This is a genomic window from Micromonospora sp. NPDC005553 (genome assembly GCF_042871765.1).
Lineage (GTDB): Bacteria > Actinomycetota > Actinomycetes > Mycobacteriales > Micromonosporaceae > Micromonospora.
Map to the genome: position 1 here is coordinate 656,947 of NZ_JBIAJD010000002.1, position 20,027 is coordinate 676,973.

Annotated in this window: 22 protein-coding genes and 3 tRNA genes; 12 read left to right on the forward strand and 13 right to left on the reverse strand. The window is 70.8% G+C overall.

Annotated features, from left to right (window positions below; genetic code table 11):
* Positions 1-40: 40 nt before the first annotated feature.
* From ACFYPG_RS10375 to ACFYPG_RS10390, 4 genes are all read left to right on the forward strand, one after another.
* Positions 41-823, forward strand: a complete 783-nt coding sequence (locus tag ACFYPG_RS10375; RefSeq protein WP_387351463.1) for a polysaccharide deacetylase family protein — start codon at positions 41-43, stop codon at positions 821-823.
* Between the two features lie 154 nt (positions 824-977).
* Positions 978-1,050 (forward strand) — tRNA-Glu (locus ACFYPG_RS10380).
* Positions 1,051-1,102: 52 nt separating this feature from the next.
* Positions 1,103-1,176: transfer RNA gene (locus tag ACFYPG_RS10385), tRNA-Asp, on the forward strand.
* A gap of 99 nt (positions 1,177-1,275) precedes the next feature.
* Positions 1,276-1,349 (forward strand) — tRNA-Phe (locus tag ACFYPG_RS10390).
* A 209-nt stretch (positions 1,350-1,558) separates the two neighbouring features.
* Here ACFYPG_RS10390 and ACFYPG_RS10395 read toward each other — a convergent pair.
* Entirely contained in the window at positions 1,559-2,683 is a 1,125-nt protein-coding gene (locus tag ACFYPG_RS10395; protein ID WP_387351465.1) for a hypothetical protein, read from the reverse strand.
* Positions 2,684-2,839: 156 nt separating this feature from the next.
* Between ACFYPG_RS10395 and ACFYPG_RS10400 the strand changes: the two genes are divergently transcribed.
* The gene (locus tag ACFYPG_RS10400; RefSeq protein ID WP_355004723.1) at positions 2,840-3,367 is read left to right on the forward strand and encodes an SRPBCC family protein; all 528 of its coding nucleotides are present in this window, start codon (positions 2,840-2,842) and stop codon (positions 3,365-3,367) included.
* 12 nt (positions 3,368-3,379) lie between these two features.
* Here ACFYPG_RS10400 and ACFYPG_RS10405 read toward each other — a convergent pair whose 3' ends face one another.
* Entirely contained in the window at positions 3,380-4,084 is a 705-nt protein-coding gene (locus ACFYPG_RS10405) for a DUF2786 domain-containing protein (protein WP_357203063.1), read from the reverse strand.
* A 129-nt stretch (positions 4,085-4,213) separates the two neighbouring features.
* On the opposite strand from ACFYPG_RS10405, the gene ACFYPG_RS10410 reads away from it, so the two are divergent.
* Positions 4,214-4,654: a hypothetical protein gene (locus ACFYPG_RS10410; RefSeq protein WP_238672776.1), complete on the forward strand. Its 441-nt coding sequence runs from the start codon at positions 4,214-4,216 to the stop codon at positions 4,652-4,654.
* 58 nt (positions 4,655-4,712) lie between these two features.
* On the opposite strand, the gene ACFYPG_RS10415 is transcribed toward ACFYPG_RS10410, so the two are convergent.
* Positions 4,713-5,102, reverse strand: coding sequence for a hypothetical protein (locus ACFYPG_RS10415; protein WP_355004721.1), 390 nt, complete (start codon positions 5,100-5,102; stop codon positions 4,713-4,715).
* A gap of 155 nt (positions 5,103-5,257) precedes the next feature.
* On the opposite strand from ACFYPG_RS10415, the gene ACFYPG_RS10420 reads away from it, so the two are divergent.
* Positions 5,258-6,604: an ABC transporter substrate-binding protein gene (locus ACFYPG_RS10420; protein ID WP_387351468.1), complete on the forward strand. Its 1,347-nt coding sequence runs from the start codon at positions 5,258-5,260 to the stop codon at positions 6,602-6,604.
* 67 nt (positions 6,605-6,671) lie between these two features.
* Here the strand turns inward: ACFYPG_RS10420 and ACFYPG_RS10425 are convergent, their stop codons facing one another.
* Both ACFYPG_RS10425 and ACFYPG_RS10430 read right to left on the reverse strand, forming a co-directional pair.
* Positions 6,672-7,415 (reverse strand): enoyl-CoA hydratase/isomerase family protein, encoded by a 744-nt coding sequence (locus tag ACFYPG_RS10425; RefSeq protein WP_112586217.1) that lies wholly within the window; start codon positions 7,413-7,415, stop codon positions 6,672-6,674.
* 52 nt (positions 7,416-7,467) lie between these two features.
* On the reverse strand, positions 7,468-8,325 hold the full coding sequence (locus ACFYPG_RS10430; protein ID WP_387351470.1) for a 3-hydroxyacyl-CoA dehydrogenase family protein: 858 nt from the start codon (positions 8,323-8,325) through the stop codon (positions 7,468-7,470).
* 177 nt (positions 8,326-8,502) lie between these two features.
* Between ACFYPG_RS10430 and ACFYPG_RS10435 the strand changes: the two genes are divergently transcribed.
* Positions 8,503-8,790 (forward strand): hypothetical protein, encoded by a 288-nt coding sequence (locus tag ACFYPG_RS10435; protein WP_355004718.1) that lies wholly within the window; start codon positions 8,503-8,505, stop codon positions 8,788-8,790.
* A 53-nt stretch (positions 8,791-8,843) separates the two neighbouring features.
* Here the strand turns inward: ACFYPG_RS10435 and ACFYPG_RS10440 are convergent, their stop codons facing one another.
* The gene (locus ACFYPG_RS10440) at positions 8,844-9,623 is read right to left on the reverse strand and encodes a class I SAM-dependent methyltransferase (protein ID WP_387351472.1); all 780 of its coding nucleotides are present in this window, start codon (positions 9,621-9,623) and stop codon (positions 8,844-8,846) included.
* Between the two features lie 54 nt (positions 9,624-9,677).
* Between ACFYPG_RS10440 and ACFYPG_RS10445 the strand changes: the two genes are divergently transcribed.
* Positions 9,678-10,067 carry a PPOX class F420-dependent oxidoreductase gene (locus tag ACFYPG_RS10445; protein WP_355004716.1) on the forward strand — a complete coding sequence of 130 codons (390 nt, stop codon included), beginning with the start codon at positions 9,678-9,680 and terminating at the stop codon, positions 10,065-10,067.
* Between the two features lie 113 nt (positions 10,068-10,180).
* Here the strand turns inward: ACFYPG_RS10445 and ACFYPG_RS10450 are convergent, their stop codons facing one another.
* Together ACFYPG_RS10450 and ACFYPG_RS10455 are read right to left on the reverse strand one after the other, a co-directional pair.
* Positions 10,181-10,390, reverse strand: coding sequence for a BldC family transcriptional regulator (locus ACFYPG_RS10450; protein ID WP_007073996.1), 210 nt, complete (start codon positions 10,388-10,390; stop codon positions 10,181-10,183).
* Between the two features lie 250 nt (positions 10,391-10,640).
* Entirely contained in the window at positions 10,641-11,480 is an 840-nt protein-coding gene (locus ACFYPG_RS10455) for a hypothetical protein (protein WP_203123410.1), read from the reverse strand.
* 193 nt (positions 11,481-11,673) lie between these two features.
* On the opposite strand from ACFYPG_RS10455, the gene ACFYPG_RS10460 reads away from it, so the two are divergent.
* Both ACFYPG_RS10460 and ACFYPG_RS10465 read left to right on the forward strand, forming a co-directional pair.
* Positions 11,674-12,756 carry a Glu/Leu/Phe/Val dehydrogenase dimerization domain-containing protein gene (locus ACFYPG_RS10460; protein WP_145796214.1) on the forward strand — a complete coding sequence of 361 codons (1,083 nt, stop codon included), beginning with the start codon at positions 11,674-11,676 and terminating at the stop codon, positions 12,754-12,756.
* Positions 12,757-13,059: 303 nt separating this feature from the next.
* Complete coding sequence (locus ACFYPG_RS10465; protein ID WP_124821603.1) at positions 13,060-13,275, forward strand: DUF3073 domain-containing protein; 216 nt, start codon at positions 13,060-13,062, stop codon at positions 13,273-13,275.
* 136 nt (positions 13,276-13,411) lie between these two features.
* Here the strand turns inward: ACFYPG_RS10465 and amcA are convergent, their stop codons facing one another.
* From amcA to ACFYPG_RS10490, 5 genes are all read right to left on the reverse strand, one after another.
* Positions 13,412-13,639, reverse strand: coding sequence for a multiple cyclophane-containing RiPP AmcA (amcA, locus tag ACFYPG_RS10470; RefSeq protein WP_355004714.1), 228 nt, complete (start codon positions 13,637-13,639; stop codon positions 13,412-13,414).
* Positions 13,608-14,711 (reverse strand): cyclophane-forming radical SAM peptide maturase AmcB, encoded by a 1,104-nt coding sequence (amcB, locus tag ACFYPG_RS10475; protein ID WP_357206849.1) that lies wholly within the window; start codon positions 14,709-14,711, stop codon positions 13,608-13,610. Before amcB ends, amcA begins: the two co-directional genes overlap by 32 nt.
* 126 nt (positions 14,712-14,837) lie before the next feature.
* Positions 14,838-15,992 carry a phosphoribosylformylglycinamidine cyclo-ligase gene (purM, locus tag ACFYPG_RS10480; protein ID WP_354943702.1) on the reverse strand — a complete coding sequence of 385 codons (1,155 nt, stop codon included), beginning with the start codon at positions 15,990-15,992 and terminating at the stop codon, positions 14,838-14,840.
* Positions 15,993-16,049: 57 nt separating this feature from the next.
* Positions 16,050-17,588 (reverse strand): amidophosphoribosyltransferase, encoded by a 1,539-nt coding sequence (gene purF, locus ACFYPG_RS10485; protein WP_355004713.1) that lies wholly within the window; start codon positions 17,586-17,588, stop codon positions 16,050-16,052.
* Positions 17,589-17,755: 167 nt separating this feature from the next.
* Complete coding sequence (locus ACFYPG_RS10490) at positions 17,756-18,109, reverse strand: sterol carrier family protein (protein ID WP_387351476.1); 354 nt, start codon at positions 18,107-18,109, stop codon at positions 17,756-17,758.
* Between the two features lie 161 nt (positions 18,110-18,270).
* Between ACFYPG_RS10490 and ACFYPG_RS10495 the strand changes: the two genes are divergently transcribed.
* The coding region (locus tag ACFYPG_RS10495) for a carboxypeptidase regulatory-like domain-containing protein (protein WP_387351478.1) at positions 18,271-20,027 on the forward strand (1,757 nt) is incomplete at its 3' end.

Consider the following 20,027-nt stretch of genomic DNA (forward strand, 5'->3'; position numbering starts at 1 on the left):
CGGGCGGGTCCGCCTACCCCGACCCTCCGGGAGCGAGCACATGCAAGCCCGCGCCATCCTGGCGTCCGTCCTCGCCGTGGCGCTGCTCCTGTCCGGCTGCGCCCAGCCAACCCGCACCATCACACCGGCCGCCGCTCCGAAGCCGGTGGAGTCGACACCGCCGCCCACCCCGAAACCGCACCCCAGCGTCACCAAGCCGGCCAAGCCGCCGCTGCGGCCGCTGCCGGCCAAGCTCCCCTCCGGCCTGGGGCGCAACACCGGCGTACGCCCGGTGGCCCTGACGTTCGACGACGGGCCCAGCCCGGCCTGGACACCCAAGGTGCTCGACCAGCTGAAGGCCGCCAAGGTGACAGCGACCTTCTGCGTCGTCGGTCGCGAGGCACAGCGTCACCCGGAGTTGGTCCGGCGGATCGTCCGGGAGGGACACCAGCTCTGCAACCACAGCTGGCGACACGACCTCGAGCTCGCCCGTCGACCCGTCGGCGAGATCCGGGCCGACCTGGACCGCACCAACAAGGCCATCCAGAAGGCCGTTCCCGGCGCGAAGGTGTCGTTCTACCGGCAGCCCGGCGGCCGGTGGACGTCGGAGGTGGTCAGGGTGGCCAAGGACCTCGGCATGCGTCCACTGCACTGGTCGGTCGACCCGCAGGACTGGGACAAGCCGACCGCAGCCACGATCGGCAAGCGTGTCCACTCCGCCACCCGGCCCGGTGCGATCGTTCTTCTGCATGACGGAGGCGGTGATCGGGCCGCGACACTCGCCGCATGCCCAAAGGTGATCGCCGACCTGAAGCAGCGCTTCGGCATAACCCGACTCCGCTAGAACCGCTCTGACCTGCTGTTATTGCCCGTCCCAAGCCCTTGCCGATACCGATTTTGTCGACCGACGGAGCATCACGTATGCTTTCGAAGCCTCCGGCGGGGCCGGATGGGAGCAAGTCCGCTTGAAGTTGCGAGTGTGCAATGATGGCGGGGCCGCCCTCATCGTCTAGCGGCCCAGGACGCCGCCCTTTCAAGGCGGTAGCACGGGTTCGAATCCCGTTGGGGGCACGACCGGCGAAAGCCGGGGCAAGGCCGGCGAAAGCCGGAGCAACACAAGCTAGGTCCTGTGGAGCAGTTGGAGTGCTCGCCGCCCTGTCAAGGCGGAGGTCGCGGGTTCAAGTCCCGTCAGGACCGCAGCGCTGACGCCGCGCCCCGCGCGGCGTTCTGCGTATCGGAGCAGGTCGCCTTGCCGCCGGTTCGTCCGGTTGCCGGGTAACATGAGCCGAGCGACACGGCCAGGTAGCTCAGTTGGTACGAGCGTCCGACTGAAAATCGGAAGGTCGGCGGTTCGACCCCGCCCCTGGCCACATAGCCTTTCGCCGGGCTACAGAGATCCCCACCAGCGAATACGCAGGTGGGGATCTTGCTTTGGCGGGTGTGGTCAACACGACTTTCTGGAAGTCGCGGGGTCCCGGCTGGCGCGACACCGCGTATTCAAGGAAACCGAGTCGATCATGCCTGTGGTCACCTCCGCATCAGGGCAGCGATGGCGGGCGTGCCGCACGGCCCCACGGCGTCAGTGGTCGCGGCGACCCTGCGGGCGATGCTGGGCCACGCTGCCCTGGATCGCCTCCCACACGCTGCGTCCGGCCTCTCGCAGCGTCTCCCCCGCCTGCTCGGCGAACTGGGCCGCGCTCTGGGCCGCAGCCTGCGCCGCGCCCGGCAGACCACCGTCACCGCCACCGGACGGGCTCGGACCCGACCCATCCGACTGCTTGTGGGCTTCTTCGGTGCCACGCGGACCCTCGTGCCGCTGACCTTCCGAGCCATGGGCGGCAGCCGGCGGGCCGGTCTCCGGACGCTGGCCCTGCGAACGCTGGCCCTCCTGCTGCTGCCCCTCCGACTGCGGGCCCTGCGGCCCACGGCCCTCCGGACGCTGCGGCTGCGCCTGGTCGGCCGGTCCTGGGCCACCCGCTCGCGGTCCAGGACCGCCGGCACCCGGTCCTGAGCCGACCGGACCAGCCCCGGACCGACCCGCATCCGCCCGACCCGCATTCGGCCGGTCAGGAGCCGGTCGCCCAGGGCCCGGCTGATCCAGCTCCGGCTGATCGAGACCACGGCGATCGGGACCATGGCGATCGGGACCACGGCGATCGGGGCCCGGCTGACCGGAGCCCGATGGCCGACCCGGACCGGTCCGGTCGGAGCCCAGCTGGTCGCGGTCGGCCACTGGGCTGGCCGCGCCGACCTGCCGGCTCGGCTCGTCGCGGACGTCGTCCGAGCGTCGCCCCGATGCCTTGATCTCCGCTGAGCCTGCGGCCAGCTGCTGGGCACCGCGGTTCATGTCGTCGACGGCGGTGCCGGCCGTGCGCGCGAGCGTCTCGATGATGTGTGGGTTGTGGTCGAGAGTGTCGAGCGCGCGGCCCAGGATCCTGGTCAACTGCTCCAACCGCACCCGCAACTGCGCCTCGGCGTTCACCCCGTCGATGTTCAACTCGCCGCCGTTGAGGTGCACCCGTACGCCGGCGTCGACCTGGAGCAGGTTGGCCACCCGGGCCCGCAGCGACAGGTCGGCCTCCAGACCGTCGACCGCCAGTCGGATGGAGTCGACGGTGACCTTCGGGATGTCGAGCAGGACGTCCGGGTCTGCGGCGTCGTCGACGGTCCGGTCCGGCCCTCGTTGCTGCGCGTTCTCGCTCATGATCTCCCGCCCGCCCGCACGAAAGTCCCGGTCGTCCGCGCGGTTACCCGCTTTCCGGCCGGGCATCCCGTCCGTGACGACTCGACGACCCTCTGTCTGGAACCGGGCACCGCGCGAAGCTGCACACCGAGGCATCAGCCGGTATGGTCCGGGCCTATGGGACAGGAATTGACTGATCCGGCCGACATCCGGCAGGACGTCGGCCAGTTCTCTCTCCGGTGCAGCGTTCTCGTCCCGGGTGCCGCCGAGCACGCATTCGCGGTCTTCAGCGACGAGCTGACCGACTGGTGGGTCACCGAATACACCTGGTCCGGCCCGGACGCACTGGCCGAGCTGGGCATGGAGCCTCGGGCCGGCGGCATGCTCTACGAGATCGGCCCGTACGGTTTCCGGGCCGACTGGGGCCGGGTGCTCACCTGGGATCCGCCTCGCCGGCTGGTCTTCGTGTGGCAGATCGGCCCCGACCGGGCACCGGTCCCGGACCCGGCCCGCGCGAGCGAGGTCGAGGTGTTGTTCCATGCCGAGGGGCCGGAACAGACCCGGCTCGAACTGGAGCACCGGCACTTCGACCGGCACGGCGAGGCTGCCGAGGGTTACCGCAAGGCGCTCACAGCCGGCTGGCACGAGCTGCTCACCCGCTACGTCGCCACGGTGTCGCGCCATCGCCCCAGCACGGCGGCCTGACGGCCTACCGGGTCACCGGCCGAGCCGCCGACCGGCAGCGGCGCCGCCGAGGTCCCGACCACCGAGGTTCGCGCGTTCGCCGGCCTCCGCCCCCGAACCGAAGCCGGTGCCGCCCAACCGACGTGGCGGTGCCGTACGCAGCCGTGGGTACTCCTCGGTGAGCCGGCGCTGCACCCGGTCGGACCGGTCGGCCAGCACCAGCGCCACCGACGGGGTGCCCGACTCGCTGGCCGCCGCCGACTCCGCCGCCCAGAGTCGCCCTCCGACCACCTCCGCGAAGCCGGCCAGCCAGGAGCGGCGGAAGGCGGCGGGGTGGTCGTCGGCGGGCACCTCCGTGGCGGCCAGGCCGTGCGCCGCCTGCACGAGCAGTGAGGTGAAGAGCAGGTCGACTCGCTCCAGGTCACTGGCGAAGCCGAAGAGGTGCAGGGCGAAGCCGTTGCCCTGCCGGCGGCGTACGCAGCGGCAGCGCAGCGGCTCGGCCACGGCGGCGAGCAGGCCGACCTTGTCGCGGGCGTACGGGGCGACGACGTCCAGCACCCGATCGCCGACCGGATCGGTGGTCGGGTCCCGGGCGGCGAGCAGCGCCCGGTCGACGCCGTAGCGGGCGATCAGCTCAGTCGCCTTGGCGGTGAACGCGGCGGACTCGGCCGGCGTGCAGGCCGGGTCCTCGGCCTGGGCCAACAGCTTGCGCACCTTGCTGAGCATGGCCTCGGACATGCCTACAGAGCTACCACACGGGCCGGACATCACCGGGGCCGCGCGGTAATCGATCGATACGTATCATCGTCACGGCCAGATGATCAGTCCAACACGGACCGTTGACCAACTGTTTGGAGGAACGAACGGATGCCATCCCCGACCGCTCGTCTGCTCGCCGTCGCCACGGCCACCGCACTGCTCTCCGTCGGCACGCCCGCCCAGGCGGAGCCGACCACACCGACCACGCCGGTCAGCTCCGGGCCGAACGTGTTCGCCCCGCTCGCCACCTGTTACGGCGGGGCGGTCCGGTCGTACTTCGAGACCGGCCGGTACGGCGGCTCAGCCGGCCAGTACCGCACCACGACGCGCTGCCGCGACATCAACGTGCGCAACGCGAGCGTGTACGCCACCGACGCGTGCGTGATCTTCGTCGACAAGACCAGCGCCTGCAACTACTGGACCTACCTGCCGGCCAACTCGGGCTGGATCACGGTGGCGACCAACGTCCGGGACGGCGTCAACTTCCGGGTCCGCTTCGAGAACCTGCGCTACGAGTACGAACCGCTCATCGCGTACCACGCGTTCTGACCGACCCGCACTGTCGCGGCGTCCGCCCCCCCGACGGACGCCGCGACCCGGCGGCGGTTCACTCCGCGCGGCTGCGCAGTGTGGCGATCGTCGAACCGGCGAGTGTGAGCAGGCAGTCGGGGAGCAGCCCGTCGGCGGCCGCCGCGCCGAACAGCGCCTCCCCGGTCGGCTCGTCCCGATTCGCGTACGCGCTGACGAAGCGGGCCACCCAGCGGGTGTCGTACCCGGCCTGATCGATCCCCGGAAAGTCGAGCGCCGCCCCGCTGGCTGCCGGCGCGTCACCGAGCATCGTCGCGGCCAGGCACCAGGCGACGTCGTACGCGCCGTCCAGGCCGGCCCGGTTGACGACCGCGTCGAAGGCTCCCACCACCGCGTCTCCATCGCCGGTCAGCGCCGAACGGAGCACGGCGGCCGCGTCATCGAACGTCTGCTGTGGTAGATCCGTCACGCAGCGCACAGTAGGACGGGTGGTCAAGCGCCTCCTCAACCGTCACTGTCCGTGTTCAACGCGAGCTACCTGCGCATTACGCCACCTCCACGGTCCCGCCGCCGGCCTCGGCACGCTAATGTGCGCAGCGGACCTTCGCCGGAGGAAGGACGACCATGTTCGTATCACGCCGCTCGCGGGTAGCCACACTGGCTGCCTGCGCGACGATCCTGCTCGCCACAAGCGCTTGCGGGGATGACAAGCCCGAAGAGGCCAGCGCCCAACAGGTGCGCCTCTACGGCACGGACGGCAACATGCTCAACTCCTATCCAGCGGAGTTGAAGGAACGGGCGAGTCTCGTCGACGGGATGAAGGGCACCACGCCCCTCGTGCCGCTGCCAGACGACTTCAAGGGCCGGCTACGGGCCGTCAATCCGGCGCTGACGGACTTCGTGTACTCCGCGGAGACGTACGACGCGGTGGTGATCGCCGTGCTCGCCGCCCAGTTGGCAGGGAGCACCGACCCGGCCGCCATCACCAAGCAGATCGTCGCGGTGACCAACGACGGGCAGCGCTGCGAAGACCCGACGAGCTGTCTCGCGCTGGCCCGCAACGGGCAGGACATCGAGTACCGCGGCGTGTCGCTGACCCGGGCGGGCTTCACCGACAAGGGTGAGCCGGCCACCGCCAGCTACGCGACGCTGACCTTCGACGGGCAGCAGATCAACGACGGCAAGACCGAGTTCGTCGGCGCCGGTATCGAGTCGGCGGCGAGCACCAAGGCCCCGCCGAAGCCGAAGAAGCAGCGCCCGGGTGGCGCCGCCGCCGACCAGGAGCCGCTGATCCTGGGCGGCCTGCTGCCGAAGACCGGTGACCTCTCGATCGCCTACCCGCCGATGGCCGCCGGCGCGGCGCTGGCGATCAGGGAGGTCAACGCCGCTGGCGGCGCACTGGGCAAGCCGGTGACGTGGCTCGACGGCGACGACGGCACCAACCCGGCGGTGGCCAAGGCGACGGTGGCCAAGCACGTGACGGACGGCGTCAGCGTGATCATCGGTGCCGGCGGTTCGGGCATCTCCCGGGCGGTGCTGCCGGACGTGGTGCAGGCCGGGAAGATTCTCTTCTCCCCGTCCAACACCGACAGCAGCCTGACCGACGTCGACGACCAGGGCCTCTACTTCCGTACCGCCCCGCCGGACAGCCTCCAGGGCCGGGCGCTGGCCGACGTGATCCTCCGCGACGGGTCACAGAAGATCGTTATCGTCGCCCGCAAGGACTCCTACGGTGAGGGCCTCCAGGGCACCGTCCGTGACGAGCTGGAGAAGGCCGGTATCGCCAACGACCGGCTCAAGCTGTTGACGTACGAGCCGCCGGCCGACGCGAAGGCCGCTCCGGTCGACTTCAGCGGCGGCGCGAAGGAGATCAAGGAATTCGGCGCGGACGCCGTGCTGATCATCGGTTTCGGTGAGTCCGCCCAGGTGATCCGCGGCCTGGCCGACGCCGGGGTGCAGATCCGGCAGTAGGCAGGCCCAGAAACCACGACGGCCGCACCGGCTTCGCGCCGGTGCGGCCGTTTCTGCGTACGCGGGATCAGCGCGGCCGGCGGCGCTCCAGGAACTCGGTCATCCGGCGGTGCTTCTCATCGTCCTCGAAGAGCACCGCCTGGCTGACCAGGTCGAGGTGCGGGTGCGCGGCGGCCGGCGCGTCCACCGCCAGTTTGGTCAGCCGCACCGCCAGCGGTGAGCCCAGGGCGATCTCGTCCAGCAACGCGTGCGCCACCGTCAGCAGCTCGCCGGGCTCGTCCACCACCCGGTTCACCAGGCCGATCCGCAGCGCCTCAGCGGCGTCCACCCGCCGGCCCGTGAAGAGCAGCTCCTTGGCCCGGCCCTCGCCGATCAACGCCGGCAGCCGGTGGGTCGCGCCGGCGCCGGCAAGGATGCCCAACCGCACCTCCGGTTGCCCGAAGACCGCCCGCGCCGTGCACACCCGCAGATCGCAGGCGTACGCCAGCTCGGCGCCACCGCCCAACGCCGGGCCGTCGACGGCCGCCACGGTCGGCATCGGCAGCGCCCGGATACGGGCGAAGGCAGCCGAGTTGATCGCGGCGAGGGCGTCCGTGCGACCCCGTTCGCGCAGTTGGCCGATGTCGGCGCCACCGGCGAAGATGCCCGACGCGCCGCCGGTGAGCAGCAGCAGGCGCGGGCGGGCCTCCAACTCGGCGCAGACCTGGTGCAGCTCGGCGATCAGGTCGGCGTCGATGGCGTTGCGCTTCTCCGGCCGGTCCAGCGTGACCACCAGCCGGTCCGGACGTTCCTCGATCCGCAGGCCGCTCACTCTGCCCACCTTCCGTTCGCGACTGCGGGGCTCGCAAGCTCACTCCTCGCGCTCACCGCTTGACCCCGCCTTCCCAGCGGTAGAAGCCCTGCCCGGACTTCTTGCCCAGCCGCCCGGCGGCCACCATCTCCACCAGCATCTGCGGCGGCGCGAAACGGTCCCCGTACGCGGCCTGAAGGGTGCGGGCGATGTCCAGCCGCACGTCGAGCCCAACCAGGTCGGTGAGCTCCAACGGCCCGATCGGGTGCCGGTAGCCGAGCACCATGGCCTTGTCGATGTCCGCCGGGCTGGCCACCTCGTCGGCGACCATCCGGATCGCCTCCAGCCCGAGGGTGACCCCGAGCCGGGAGGTGGCGAATCCGGGCATGTCGCGTACGACGACGGGGTCCTTGCCGAGCCGGCCGGCGAGCGCGACGGCCGCGGCGGTGGTCTCCTCGGCAGTGGCCGGGCCGACCACGATCTCCAGCAGCGCCATCGCCCAGACCGGGTTGAAGAAGTGCAGGCCGAGGAAGCGCTCGGGCGCGTCCAACTCGGCGGCCAGCGCCCCGATGGCGATGCTGGAGGTGTTGCTGCCCAGCAGTGCCGGACGCAGCGCGGCGGCGTCCCTGAGCACCGCACGCTTCAGCTCGAGGCGCTCCGGCACCGCCTCCACGATCACCTGGGGGGCGGGAGCGACATCGGCGAGGGTTGGGCGCAGCGTCACCCGCTGCCGGTTCGTGGCGGCCTCGTCGGCGCTCAACTTCCCGCGCTGCACCGCCCGCTCCCACAGCTCGGCGAGCCGGTTCAGCGCGGCCGTACCCCGCTCGGGATCCACCTCGACCAACTCGACGGCGTGCCCGGTACCGGCCGCCACGTACGCGATACCAAGCCCCATCGTGCCGGCACCGACGACCACGAAACGATCGCTCATCACGCCTCCCTGTCCCGCCCGCCGATGCGCGGGGTCCCCGCTACGCCTGACCGGGTGTCCCGCCCGCTCCGCTCGCTCATGGTGCGACCCTAGACAGCGCGACGACCCGGACCATGCGTGGGGGAGCGCCGGATCGGGTAATGACGCCCCGTCAACCGAGGGAAGGACCGCATCGACATGAGCCAGGCACCGGAGAGCGTCACCGCCGGGGAGACCGTGGAGACCCGAGGCGACGAGCGGGTCGAACTGCTGCGCGCCGACACCAACAACGACGGCAAGACCGACGTGTGGGTGGTCGACACCGACGGCGACGGCAAGGCGGACCTGTTCCAGTTCGACACCGACGGTGACGGCAAGGTGGACATCACCATGGTCGACATCGACGAGGACGGCCAACCGGACGAGGTGGTCGACGGCGACGGCGGCCTTCCGCCCGAGCAGCTCCCCCCGACCGTCCAGGTCTGAGACGTACGGACGGCCCCCGCTCTCCGCCCGGCGGTGAGCGGGGGCCGTCCTGCTCAGTCGACGAGGCGCAGGGTGGCCAGGTAGTAGGGGGCGTCACGGTCGTCCACATCGGTGAGCCGCCAACCGGTGCCGTGCACCAGGCTGGCGAACTCGTCCGCCGAGCAGACCAGGTAGTCGAACCACTCGGTGCTCAACTCGCGGTAGCGCAGCCGCAGCCGCAGCTGGCCACCGAACCGGCCGCGTCGACGGTTGCGCTCGTGGTAGCCGGTGTGCAGCGGGTCGCGGGTGCCGTACGGGTTGGTGCCCTGCGCGATGATCTGCGCCCCCGGTCGGGCCAGCGCGGCCAGCGCGGCCAGGAACTCGGGAGCACGCTCCCGCCCCTCGAACAGCCCGAGGTTGTTGCCGAGCAGCAGGAACGTGTCGTACCGCGCCCCGTCGGCGACGTGCGTGTCGACGGTGCCGTGCACCAGCCGCCGGACACCGCGACGCCGGCTCACCTCCAGCGCGCCGGCGGAGGTGTCCAGCCCGGTGACCGGTACGCCGCGCTCCTGGAGCAGCAGCGCGATCCGGCCGGCTCCGGTGCCGATGTCCAGCGTCTCGCCGTGCGCCCGGTCCACCGCGCGGTGGTCGTACGGCTGCCACTCCGCCGGCCCGTCCAGGTAGTGCGCGGACGGGGCGCCGTTGATCAGACCGTCGTCCCGTTCGATGATCTCGATGACCGGTCGCGGCAGTCGACCACCGACCAGGGGCCGGGGGCCCACCCCGGTGGCCACGGCGAGCGTGTCCCGCAGCAGTTCACCGACCACGTCACCGATCTGGGGCTCCACCGTCACGACGTTCACGCTATCTGGCCACTCAGTGCCCCGCACCGGCCGTATCCTGGCGGCGTGACCATGCTGGACCGACTGTCGGCCGAGAAGTACATCCTGCTCACGACCTTCCGCAAGGACGGTCGGGCGGTGCCGACCCCGGTCTGGGCGGTGCGCGACGGCGAGGCGTTGGCGGTCTGGACCCGGGCCGACTCCGGCAAGGTCAAGCGGATCCGCCGCAACGGCGAGGTGACCATCGCCCCGTGCGACGTCCGGGGTCGACCACACGGGGCGGAGGTGCCAGCTCACGCGACGCTCTACGGAGGTGGTGACACCGGCCGGATCCGCGACCTGCTCAAGCACAAGTACCGCGTGATCGGTCGACTGAGTCTGCTGAGCAGCCGGTTGCGTCGCGGCGAGGGCGGCACGGTGGGCATCAGGGTGACGTTGGCCGAGCCACGGCGCTGACCCCACGGCGCTGACCCTGCGGCGCTGACGCGCGGTCGGGGTCGTGCTCGGCGGCGCACACGAAAGGGGCGGCGGATCGAGATCCACCGCCCCTTTCGAAGAACTATCGCTGCTCAGTCGCCCTGCCGCTGCTGCGGGATCTGGCCCTGCAAAAGCGCCCTGACCTCCGACTCACGGTACCGACGGTGGCCACCCAGGGTGCGGATGGCACTGAGCTTGCCAGCCTTGGCCCACCGGGTCACCGTCTTCGGGTCGACCCGGAACATCGACGCCACCTCGGCCGGCGTGAGTAGCGGCTCTGGTTCGTGCGTTCGCGATGCCATCGGTCACTCCTCCACATGTATAGACATCGGCCGGGGTCCCGCCGGCCGACGCGTCTCCCATGGTCCGGCTAGTCCCCGATGTCCGACATGGGCCGAACGGATGAAGGTCCCTAGACGGACGGATGAACCATGCCCGATTTTTACGACTTTTACACGGCAGAAAGTACCTTATTAGGACTCATGATCACGGTTCGTGATGCGTCAACTACGAGCACAACTCGCCTTGGGAGCGCTCCTAAGGTGATATGCCCTAGTTGCACCGCTCCAACAGCTGCACCGCGCGCCACCGGGCCACCAATTTGTCGTACGCGGCCGACGCCTCCTCGGCCTCGCCGCGCGACAGCCCCGCGAGGCCACCGGCGACCAGCTCGGGCGAGTCGTCCGCGGCGAGCGTCTCGTCGGAGAGCAGGTCGACCAGGCCGCCGTAGTCCAGCTCGACCACGGACCGCGGATGGAATTCCTCCAGCCAGCGGGCCGCCTCCTCCACCGCCTCGGTGATCGGCGCCTCGCCCACCGACTTGCGCAGCACCGACAGCGCCCGCGACGAGCGGCGTCGAGCCTTGGAGATCTCGGTGCGGTAGCGCAACGCCCGCCGGCCCGGCTGGGTGACCAGGTCCCGCTCCGCCGGGTCGAAGAGCACGAACCACCGCAGCGGTACGCCCCAGGTGGCGATCTGCTCGTGCACCCGGGGCACCCCGTGCTCCAGCACCCGGGCGCCACTGCGCCAGTCGTCCACCACTGCCCTGGCCTGCCCGGCGAGCACCGGCGGCACGAAGGCGTCGGCGAGCACCGAGGGCACCCCGTCCCGGGCGCTGAGCGCCGCCTCAGCGACCCGGATGCGCAGGTTCCACGGGCAGACCAGCAGGCCGTCGTCCGTCTCCAGGACGTACGCCTCCTCCGGCAGGTCCGGCAGCCGGGTCCAGCCAGCGCCCAGCGCCTCGATCACCGCCGTCCGCTGCCGACCGGGCCCCTCGACCGGGGCGATCGCGCGCCCCTCCGAGACGTAGCGGCGCCAGTAGCTCTGCCGGTCCCGATCGAACGCGGCCAGCGGTTCGTACACGCGCAGGTAAGAAGCGAAGAGCGACGGCACCGCGCGATCCTCCCACGAACCACGCCCGTACGCGGTCAGCGGCCGGAGCACGCGCGCCGCACCGTGGGACGGCGGAGGCACGTCGAGCGCCTGCCCGGCGGCCGATACTAGGCTCGATCACACCGGCAGCATCCCCGCCGGGGTCCACCAGGTCCACGTCCCACAAGGACGCACACCACAGTAGGAGCCAGCAATGGGCGTATTCGCGAGCACCGACGACCCGGTATCGACCGGCCACGAACAGGTCGTGTTCTGCCAGGACAAGCAGAGCGGCCTGAAGGCGATCATCGGGATCTACTCCACCGCGCTGGGCCCGGCACTCGGCGGCACCCGCTTCTACCCGTACGCGAGCGAGGACGACGCCCTCGCCGACGTGCTGGACCTGTCCCGCGGGATGGCGTACAAGAACGCGCTCGCCGGTTTGGACCTGGGCGGCGGCAAGGCCGTCATCTGGGGCGACCCGGAGCAGATCAAGAGCGAGGCGCTCCTGCGCGCGTACGGCCGCTTCGTGGAGTCGCTGGGCGGTCGCTACTACACCGCCTGTGACGTCGGCACGTACGTGGCGGACATGGACGTGGTGGCCCGGGAGACCCGCTACGTGACCGGGCGCAGCGTCGAGCACGGCGGCGCCGGCGACTCGTCGATCCTCACCGCCTGGGGTGTCTTCCAGGGGATGCGGGCCGCTGCCGAGCACGTGTGGGGCACTCCGAGCCTGCGGGGCCGGCGGGTCGGCGTGGCCGGGCTGGGCAAGGTCGGCAAGTACCTCACCGGGCACCTGCTGGAGGACGGCGCCGAGGTGGTCGCCACCGACGTCAACCCGAAGGCGCTGGCGTGGGTGCGCAGCAACCACCCTGAGGTCACCCTCGTCGACGACGCCAGCGCGCTGGTCGCCGCGGACATCGACGTGTACGCGCCGTGCGCGCTGGGTGGCGCCCTGAACGACGACACCGTGCCGGCGTTGCGCGCCAAGGTGGTCACCGGGGCGGCGAACAACCAGCTCGCCCACCCGGGCATCGAGAAGCTGCTGGCCGACCGGGGCATTCTCTACACCCCGGACTACGTGGTCAACGCGGGCGGCGTGATCCAGGTGGCCGACGAGATCGAGGGCTTCAACTTCGACCGGGCGAAGCTGCGGGCGACCCGGATCTACGACACCACCCGCGAGATCCTGCACCTGGCTGACGCGGAGGGCGTGCCCCCGGCGGTGGCCGCCGACCGGCTGGCGGAGCGCCGGATGGCGGACGTCGGCCGGCTGCGCGCGATCCACCTGCGCTGAGCGCGTCCCCGGGGGCGGGTCGAACGAGATCCGCCTCCGGGCCCCGGCGCCGGGCCTCGCTGGGTAAGCTGAGCCGGGGTCAAATTTGATGCGGTTTGTCCGGTGTCACGGGTGCTAACCGTTCCGCCCCTTACCCAGTACACTGGGTGACGGCCGGATCGACGCGACGCGCAGAGCCGGCTGACGGTAACCCGAGGTGCCGAACGATGGCATCCCCATGTACCGTAAGAGCCACGAGAGATGCCTGACGTCATCGGGGCCCGCCTTCGGGCTGCCCCGCATTCTGTGCGAGGGGGTCGAGCCATGGGGCGCGGCCGTGCTAAGGCCAAGCAGACTAAGGTGGCGCGGGAGTTGAAGTACCACTCCCCGAACACCGACCTCACCGCTTTGCAGCGCGAACTGGCGGGTGCTGGTAAGTCTGAGCACCACTTCGACGACGACTCTAAAGAGTCCGTCGGCGATGATGATGAGGATCACGCTGACGACGACCCAGATCCCTGGGTCCGTCCGACCCGCTGACCTCTCGACGCAGCTGAGCACGCGGTAACCCCCGCGTGCTCACCCACGTCCCGAGCAGGTGCAGTCGCCGACGATCAGGGGCCTGGCCCGACCGGATCCACTCCGGCCGCTCGACAGGCCCCTGACAACGGCTCCCTCAGCGCGGGCGATTGTTCCAGTTGTAGAACGTCGGGATGTTCTCGAAGTGGTTCCAGGCGCAGACCGCGCTGGAGCCCCCTCCGCCCGACACCTCCGAACGCAGCAGCCGTGCGTCCTCGGCCTCCTGAAGCAGCGCGACGAGCGCGGGAGCCGCGTCCCGCACCCGTTCGGTGACTCCGTCGTCCGCTTCGCGCTCAGGCCGCCGGTGACTGGTGGTCTCGGGCATGCTCCAACACTCCCTCCAATAGGCGGATCTTGCTGTTGCGGCAGTGCTCGGTCTCCGTACCGTCAAAACGCCCCAGTTCGAAGTAACGGTTGGCGGCATGACCACCACCGCAGAAGCCGAAGTACGGGCAGGACGCCCGACACGCCTCCACCCCGGCCAGGAACTCCCCCACCCACGGCGTCGACGCCGCGTTGCCGAGGATCTGCGCCAACGGGGTCGTCAGCACGTTGCCGCTGCTGAAGTCGCCGTAGCGGGGGTCGGTGAACCCGGCCAACTCCGGCGACAGCACGATCACCGAGCCGTCGTGACCGATCGTCGGGATCGGGTCCAGATGGCGGGGCAGCACCCCGTCCGCCGAGTTGTCCAGCACCGCCGCGGCGTAACGCAACGACCACTCGATCTCGCGGAGGTGGATCCGGGGCTCCCGACGCCACGCACCGACCAACTCCGCCCAGAACGCGGACACCGCCGACGGGTCGTGGCGGTTGTCGCGGGTGTTGACCCCTTCGGTCTCCTCGATGTTGATCCCCAGCACGTCGCAGCCCAGCTCGAGGAAGTAGTCGTACAGCTCGGTGGCGAGCCCAGGCTCGGGCCGGGACACCACGGCCAGCGCGGAGAAGGGCAGACCGCGCCGGCGCAGCACCGAGATGCCGTGCAGGATCCGGTCGTACGCCGGCTGACCGCCCCGGTTGACCCGGTCGCCGTTGCGCGCCCGGGGCCCGTCGACGCTCACGCTCACCCGCATCTCGTGCCGGGCGAAGAAATCGCACCAGTCGTCGTCGATGAGGGTGGCGTTGGTCTGCACGTGGTGCTCGACCGCCGGCCCGAACGGGGCGATCAGATCGGCCAGGTGCTCTCGACCGGCGGCCAGGGGCTCGCCGCCATGCCACACGACGGAGAACCGACCAGTCGCCGCCCACGGATTGACAGCGGCCGCGACCGCCTCGGCCACCGCCACCGGCATCCGGCGGTCGGCGGCGCGAAACGGCAGATAGCAGTACGCGCAGTCGAGGTTGCAGAGGGTGGTGGGCTGCATGACGACGTACGACGGGACGGCGGCAAGGCCGCGCATCCCGCTGAACGACTGTCCCCGAGCAGCCATTGCCCTCCTCCGCCTAGCCTGAGCCCTTCAGGCTAGGCGGCATTGGCCACTCGGGTGAAGCCCTGATCAGGTGCCCGTACGATCACCGGAGGGTGATCATCCTCGGGTGTGCTGACCGACCATCTGCACGTTGCCGGTGCCTTCGATGATCTCGCCGGCCTGCCACGCCTCGACACCACGGCCGGTCAGGGTGGCCAGCGCCCGGTCGGCGTCCTCGGCCGAGACGATCGCGAACATGCCGACGCCCATGTTGAAGGTCGACTCCATGTCGTGGTCGTCGATCCGACCCTTCGTCTGGATCAGGTCGAAGATCGGCTGCGGCTTCCAGGTGGACCGGTTGACCACCGCGTCCACGTGCTCGGGCAGCACCCGGACCAGGTTTCCGGGGATGCCGCCTCCGGTGATGTGGGACAGCGCCCGCACCTCGGCCTCGGCGATCAGCTTGAGGCAGTCCTTGGCGTAGATCTTGGTCGGCGTGAGCAGCTCCTCGCCGAGGGTCCGCTGCCGACCGAAGTCGTCGATCACGATGTCCAGACGCATCCGGGCCGCGCCCAGCAGCACGTGCCGGACCAGCGAGTACCCGTTGGAGTGCAGGCCGGAGGAGCGCATGGCGATCACCACGTCGCCCACCTCGACCCGCTCGGGGCTCAGGATGTCGGCTTCCTCGACCACGCCCACGCCGGTCGCGGAGATGTCGTACTCGTCCGGACGCAGGACGCCGGGGTGCTCGGCGGTCTCCCCGCCCAGCAGCGCGCAGCCGGCGTAGCGGCAGCCGTCGGCGATGCCCGCGCCGATCTCGGCGACCTTGTCCGGCACCACCTCGCCGGTGGCGATGTAGTCGAGCAGGAACAGCGGCTCGGCGCCGCAGGCCACCAGGTCGTCGACGACCATCGCGACGAGGTCGATGCCGACCGTGTCGTGAATGTCCATCTGCTGGGCGATCACCAGCTTGGTGCCCACCCCGTCGGTGGAGGACGCCAGGATCGGGCTCTTGTACTTCTTCGTGTCCAGCCGGAACAGGCCGGCGAAGCCACCGAGGTCACCGAGCACCTCGGGACGGCGGGTCTGCCGCACCTTCGACTTGAGCAACTCCACCGCGCGGTCACCCGCGTCGATGGAGACACCGGCGTCGGCGTACGAGACCGAGCGTTTGCGCGCCTGGCGGCCAGCACCGCCCGTCCACGGCTGGCGGTCGCCGCCGGCGCCGGTCGGGCTGCTTCCTGCGCCGTTGCGCTCGGACACGTGCGTCACGGTTCTCCCCTTTGGTTCTCGGTGCCGCCGGCGGTAGCCGGGCCGCGCCGGTTGGTGCTACGGGCGGTTTGCGGTAACGCCACCCGGAGTGGCGACGGACGAGCCGTTGGTGAGCGGGGCCTCCGGCGCCGAGTTGGCGACGCGTCGACCCACCCCTTCGAGCAGGTGCTTACCGATCAGGTTGCCGGCTGGCAACTCGATCGGGTACTCCCCATCGAAACACGCCCGACACAACCTGGTCTTCGGCTGCTCGGTCGCGGCGATCAGACCGGGAAGGGAAACGAAGCCCAGCGTGTCGGCGCCGATGGAGCGCCGGATGCCGTCGTTGTCCAACCCGTTGGCCAGCAGCTCCGCCCGGGTGGCGAAGTCGATGCCGTAGAAGCACGGCCAGCTGACCGGCGGGGAGGAGATCCGGACGTGCACCTCCAGCGCCCCCGCCTCACGCAGCATCCGCACGATGGCGCGCTGGGTGTTGCCGCGCACGATCGAGTCGTCCACCACCACCAACCGCTTGCCGCGGACGTTCTCCCGCAGCGGGTTGAGCTTGAGCCGGATGCCGAGCTGACGCAGGGTCTGCGACGGCTGGATGAAGGTGCGACCCACGTACGGGTTCTTCATCAGGCCGGCGCCGTACGTGATGCCGGACGCCTCCGCGTACCCGATGGCGGCCGGGGTGCCCGACTCGGGCACCGGGATCACCAGGTCGGCCTCGACCGGGTGCTCCTTGGCCAACTGCCGGCCGATCTGCACCCGCGCCGAGTGGACGTTGCGCCCGGCGATGGTGGCATCCGGGCGGGCGATGTAGACGTACTCGAAGAGGCAGCCCTTCGGCTCCGGCGCGGCGAACCGGGTGGAGCGCAGCCCGTTCTCGTCGATCGCGATCAACTCGCCCGGCTCGACCTCGCGCACCACGCTGGCGCCGACGATGTCCAGGGCGGCGGTCTCGCTGGCGACGACCCAGCCGCGCTCAAGGCGGCCGAGCACCAGCGGGCGGACGCCGTGCGGATCGCGGGCCGCGTAGAGGGTCGACTCGTCCATGAAGACGAAGCTGAACGCGCCGCGCAGCTGCGGCAGCACCTCCAGCGCGGCCGCCTCGACCGACAGATCCGGTCGGCTGGCGAGCAGCATCGTCACCAGGGAGGTGTCGTTTGTCGAGCCGTCCGCGATGAGGCCGCGCTCGGCGACCTCCTTCTCCAGCTCGGCCGTGTTGACCAGGTTGCCGTTGTGGGCCAGCGCGATGGTCGTGCCGGAGGTCGTCGACCGGATCGTCGGCTGGGCGTTCTCCCAGTTGGACGCGCCGGTGGTGGAGTATCGGGCGTGCCCGATCGCCAGGTGACCACGCAGGCTGGCCAGGGTGGGCTCGTCGAAGACCTGCGCCACGAGGCCGAGGTCCTTGTAGACCACCACGCCCGAGCCATCGCTCACCGCGATGCCCGCCGCCTCCTGGCCGCGGTGCTGTAGGGCGTAGAGGCCGAAGTAGGTCAGATTGGCAACCTCTTCGCCGGGGGCCCAGACGCCGAAGACGCCACAGGCATCCTGGGGGCCAGGTCGTTGGGGATCAAGGTCGTGGCTCAGCCGGCCGTCGCCTCGGGGCACCTACCGCTCCCTCATGCTGGTCTGGACCGGCCGGGCGGGGATCACGGGCGGATCCACTCTCCTCTGCCGGGACCACTGTCATCGCCTGACAGTGTACGCGAATCGGCGTCAATACAGAAAGTCACGATTCCCCTGCTCAGCGTCACGGGGAGTGGACATCGGGACAACTAGAGGGGCAGATACGCCGAGAGGTCCGCGCGGTTGCCACTCATCTGGACGCGACCGTCGGTGACCGCCTCCGCCCAGGTGACCCTGCCGGTTGCCAGCTCCAACCAGGTGTTCGGGGCCATCTCGACCACGTTTGGTGGATTTCCCCTGGTGTGTCGAGGCCCCGGTACGCACTGGATCGCCCCGTATGGTGGAACGCGCACCTCCACCGATCGGCCGGGGGCGCGCTCCGCGAGGACGGCCAACAACGACCGGACCGCCTCTCGGAACACCGGCCGTTCGGGTGTACGCCCCTCGTCGAGCGCCGACAACGCGGCGGCAACGGCAGCGGACTTACTGTGCGGAGAGGACACGACGGGACGATACGACCCCCAGGCCAGACACGCGACGCTGGCCCTGGGTCGCGCTCATGCAGTCGGACAAGGCATAGTTGCCGACGGCGTATTCGTACCGTGATGATCCCCGGCCCGGCGCCCCGCCGGTCAGAGGGAAGTCAGCCCGGAAGGCGGTGGACGTGTCAACACACCGACGTGCCTGGAAGCAGCGGGCCGGTGTGGTCGCAGCGCTGGTTGCCGGCGCTCTGCTCGCCGTCCCCGCCACACCAGCCATGGCCGCAGATGTCAGCGTTTCCCCCGGCTCGATCACCGTAAACGCCGGCAGCGACGCCACAATCACCGTGCGCGTCACCGGGGGTAATGGCGACGAGTCAGCGAAGGTCAGCCTCGCCGGCCTGCCGTCCGGCGTCACCTGCGCCAGTGGTTGCGGCGACGTCAAACTCTCCGGCGGCGGCCTGGGCAACCCGACAGGGTCGGCGCTGGTCAGGATCGCGGCGAACGACAACGCTGGCGACGCGACCGCGACCATCACGGTGGCCGTCGAGGCCGAGTCGGGCCCGGACACCGCCACCGTCTCGCTGACTGTGAAGGGCAAGGCCGCTCCGCCGCCGCCGCAGAACCAGACCGTGCGGTCGGTCTCCGGCAAGGTGGTCGCGCAGGGCGACGGCAAGGCCGTGCCGAACGCGTTCGTGGTCCTCCAGGACACCGCCGGTCACCGTTACGACGCCACCAGCAATGGCAGCGGCGACTTCCGGTTCACCGGCACCACCCAGAACCCGATCGCGCCCGGACGGATCGACCTGGGCGCGTCGTTCGACAACATCAAGGCGTTCAAGTCCCTGAACGCCAGCGCCGGGCAGGCCGTCACCGGTCAGCGGCTCAGCCTCGCGATCAAGGTCGAGACGACGCCCAGCGCCACGCCGTCCGCCACTCCCGAGGCCACTCCCACCGAGGAGGCGACCGAGGAGGGCACCGAGGAGGAGCCCACCGAGGAGGCCAGCCAGGGTGCTCCGGCGAACGCCGCGAACAGCGAGGACGACGGCGGCGGCTTCAGCTCGTACCTGATCATTCTGCTCGGTGGTCTCCTGGTCGCTGCCGGTGTCGGCACGATCGTGCTGCTCTGGATGAAGCGCAGGGAGAACGGCGACGACGACGACGCTCCGGCAGCTGTCGGCGGCGGCGGTGTGGTGCCTCCCTCACGGGGCGGTTTCCGCGGTCCGGACGACCAGACCCGCGTGGTCGGCGGTCGGCCCGGCGGTGGAGCGGATCCGACGATGGTCGGCGGCGCGGCGCTGAGCGAGGCGCCGACGATGATGCACCGCCCGGTGATCGACGACGTTCCGCCGGACCCGTACGCCGCGCCTGCCCAGCCTTACGGCGGCGCGGGTCAGCAGGGTTGGGGTGGCGCGGGCTACGGCGAGGAGCCAGCGTCCGCTGGGTACGGTGCCGGCGGCTACGGCAACGCCCCCGCCTCCGGTGGCGGCTACGGCTCCCCGGCCGGCCCCGAGGGCGGTTACGGCGCTGGTGCGGCCGGTGACGGCTACGGTGCCGCGCCCGGTGCCGGTTACGGCAATGCTCCAGCCTCCGGTGCCGGCTACGGGAACGCCCCAGCCTCCGGTGGCGGCTACGGCGGTCGTGATTACGACGCCCCGGGCGGCACCGCCGCCTACCCGCCGGCTCCCGCCGGCGCAGCCGGTTACGGCGAGCGGTTCGACGAGCCGACCGGCCGTTACACCGGCGACAGCACTCAGTACCCGGCCCCGGCCGACCCGTACGCCACCGGCGTCTACCAGCCCGAGCAGGGGCAGGGGTACGGCCAGCCCGAGGCCGCCCCGTACGGCGGTCGCGCCGCCGAGCCGACCGCAGGATACGGCGCTCCGGAGGCTGGCAGGTACGACCAGGGCGGCTACGGCCAACCGGCCGGCGGCTACGACCA

Excerpts from the sequence above, each read along its gene's own strand:
- ACFYPG_RS10375 (WP_387351463.1), top strand. The coding sequence starts at position 41 with ATGCAAGCCCGCGCCATCCTGGCGTCCGTCCTCGCCGTGGCGCTGCTC.
- ACFYPG_RS10395 (WP_387351465.1), bottom strand. The coding sequence starts at position 2,683 with ATGAGCGAGAACGCGCAGCAACGAGGGCCGGACCGGACCGTCGACGAC.
- ACFYPG_RS10400 (WP_355004723.1), top strand. The coding sequence starts at position 2,840 with ATGGGACAGGAATTGACTGATCCGGCCGACATCCGGCAGGACGTCGGC.
- ACFYPG_RS10405 (WP_357203063.1), bottom strand. The coding sequence starts at position 4,084 with ATGTCCGAGGCCATGCTCAGCAAGGTGCGCAAGCTGTTGGCCCAGGCC.
- ACFYPG_RS10410 (WP_238672776.1), top strand. The coding sequence starts at position 4,214 with ATGCCATCCCCGACCGCTCGTCTGCTCGCCGTCGCCACGGCCACCGCA.
- ACFYPG_RS10420 (WP_387351468.1), top strand. The coding sequence starts at position 5,258 with ATGTTCGTATCACGCCGCTCGCGGGTAGCCACACTGGCTGCCTGCGCG.
- ACFYPG_RS10430 (WP_387351470.1), bottom strand. The coding sequence starts at position 8,325 with ATGAGCGATCGTTTCGTGGTCGTCGGTGCCGGCACGATGGGGCTTGGT.
- ACFYPG_RS10435 (WP_355004718.1), top strand. The coding sequence starts at position 8,503 with ATGAGCCAGGCACCGGAGAGCGTCACCGCCGGGGAGACCGTGGAGACC.
- ACFYPG_RS10450 (WP_007073996.1), bottom strand. The coding sequence starts at position 10,390 with ATGGCATCGCGAACGCACGAACCAGAGCCGCTACTCACGCCGGCCGAG.
- ACFYPG_RS10460 (WP_145796214.1), top strand. The coding sequence starts at position 11,674 with ATGGGCGTATTCGCGAGCACCGACGACCCGGTATCGACCGGCCACGAA.
- ACFYPG_RS10465 (WP_124821603.1), top strand. The coding sequence starts at position 13,060 with ATGGGGCGCGGCCGTGCTAAGGCCAAGCAGACTAAGGTGGCGCGGGAG.
- amcA (WP_355004714.1), bottom strand. The coding sequence starts at position 13,639 with ATGCCCGAGACCACCAGTCACCGGCGGCCTGAGCGCGAAGCGGACGAC.
- amcB (WP_357206849.1), bottom strand. The coding sequence starts at position 14,711 with ATGCGCGGCCTTGCCGCCGTCCCGTCGTACGTCGTCATGCAGCCCACC.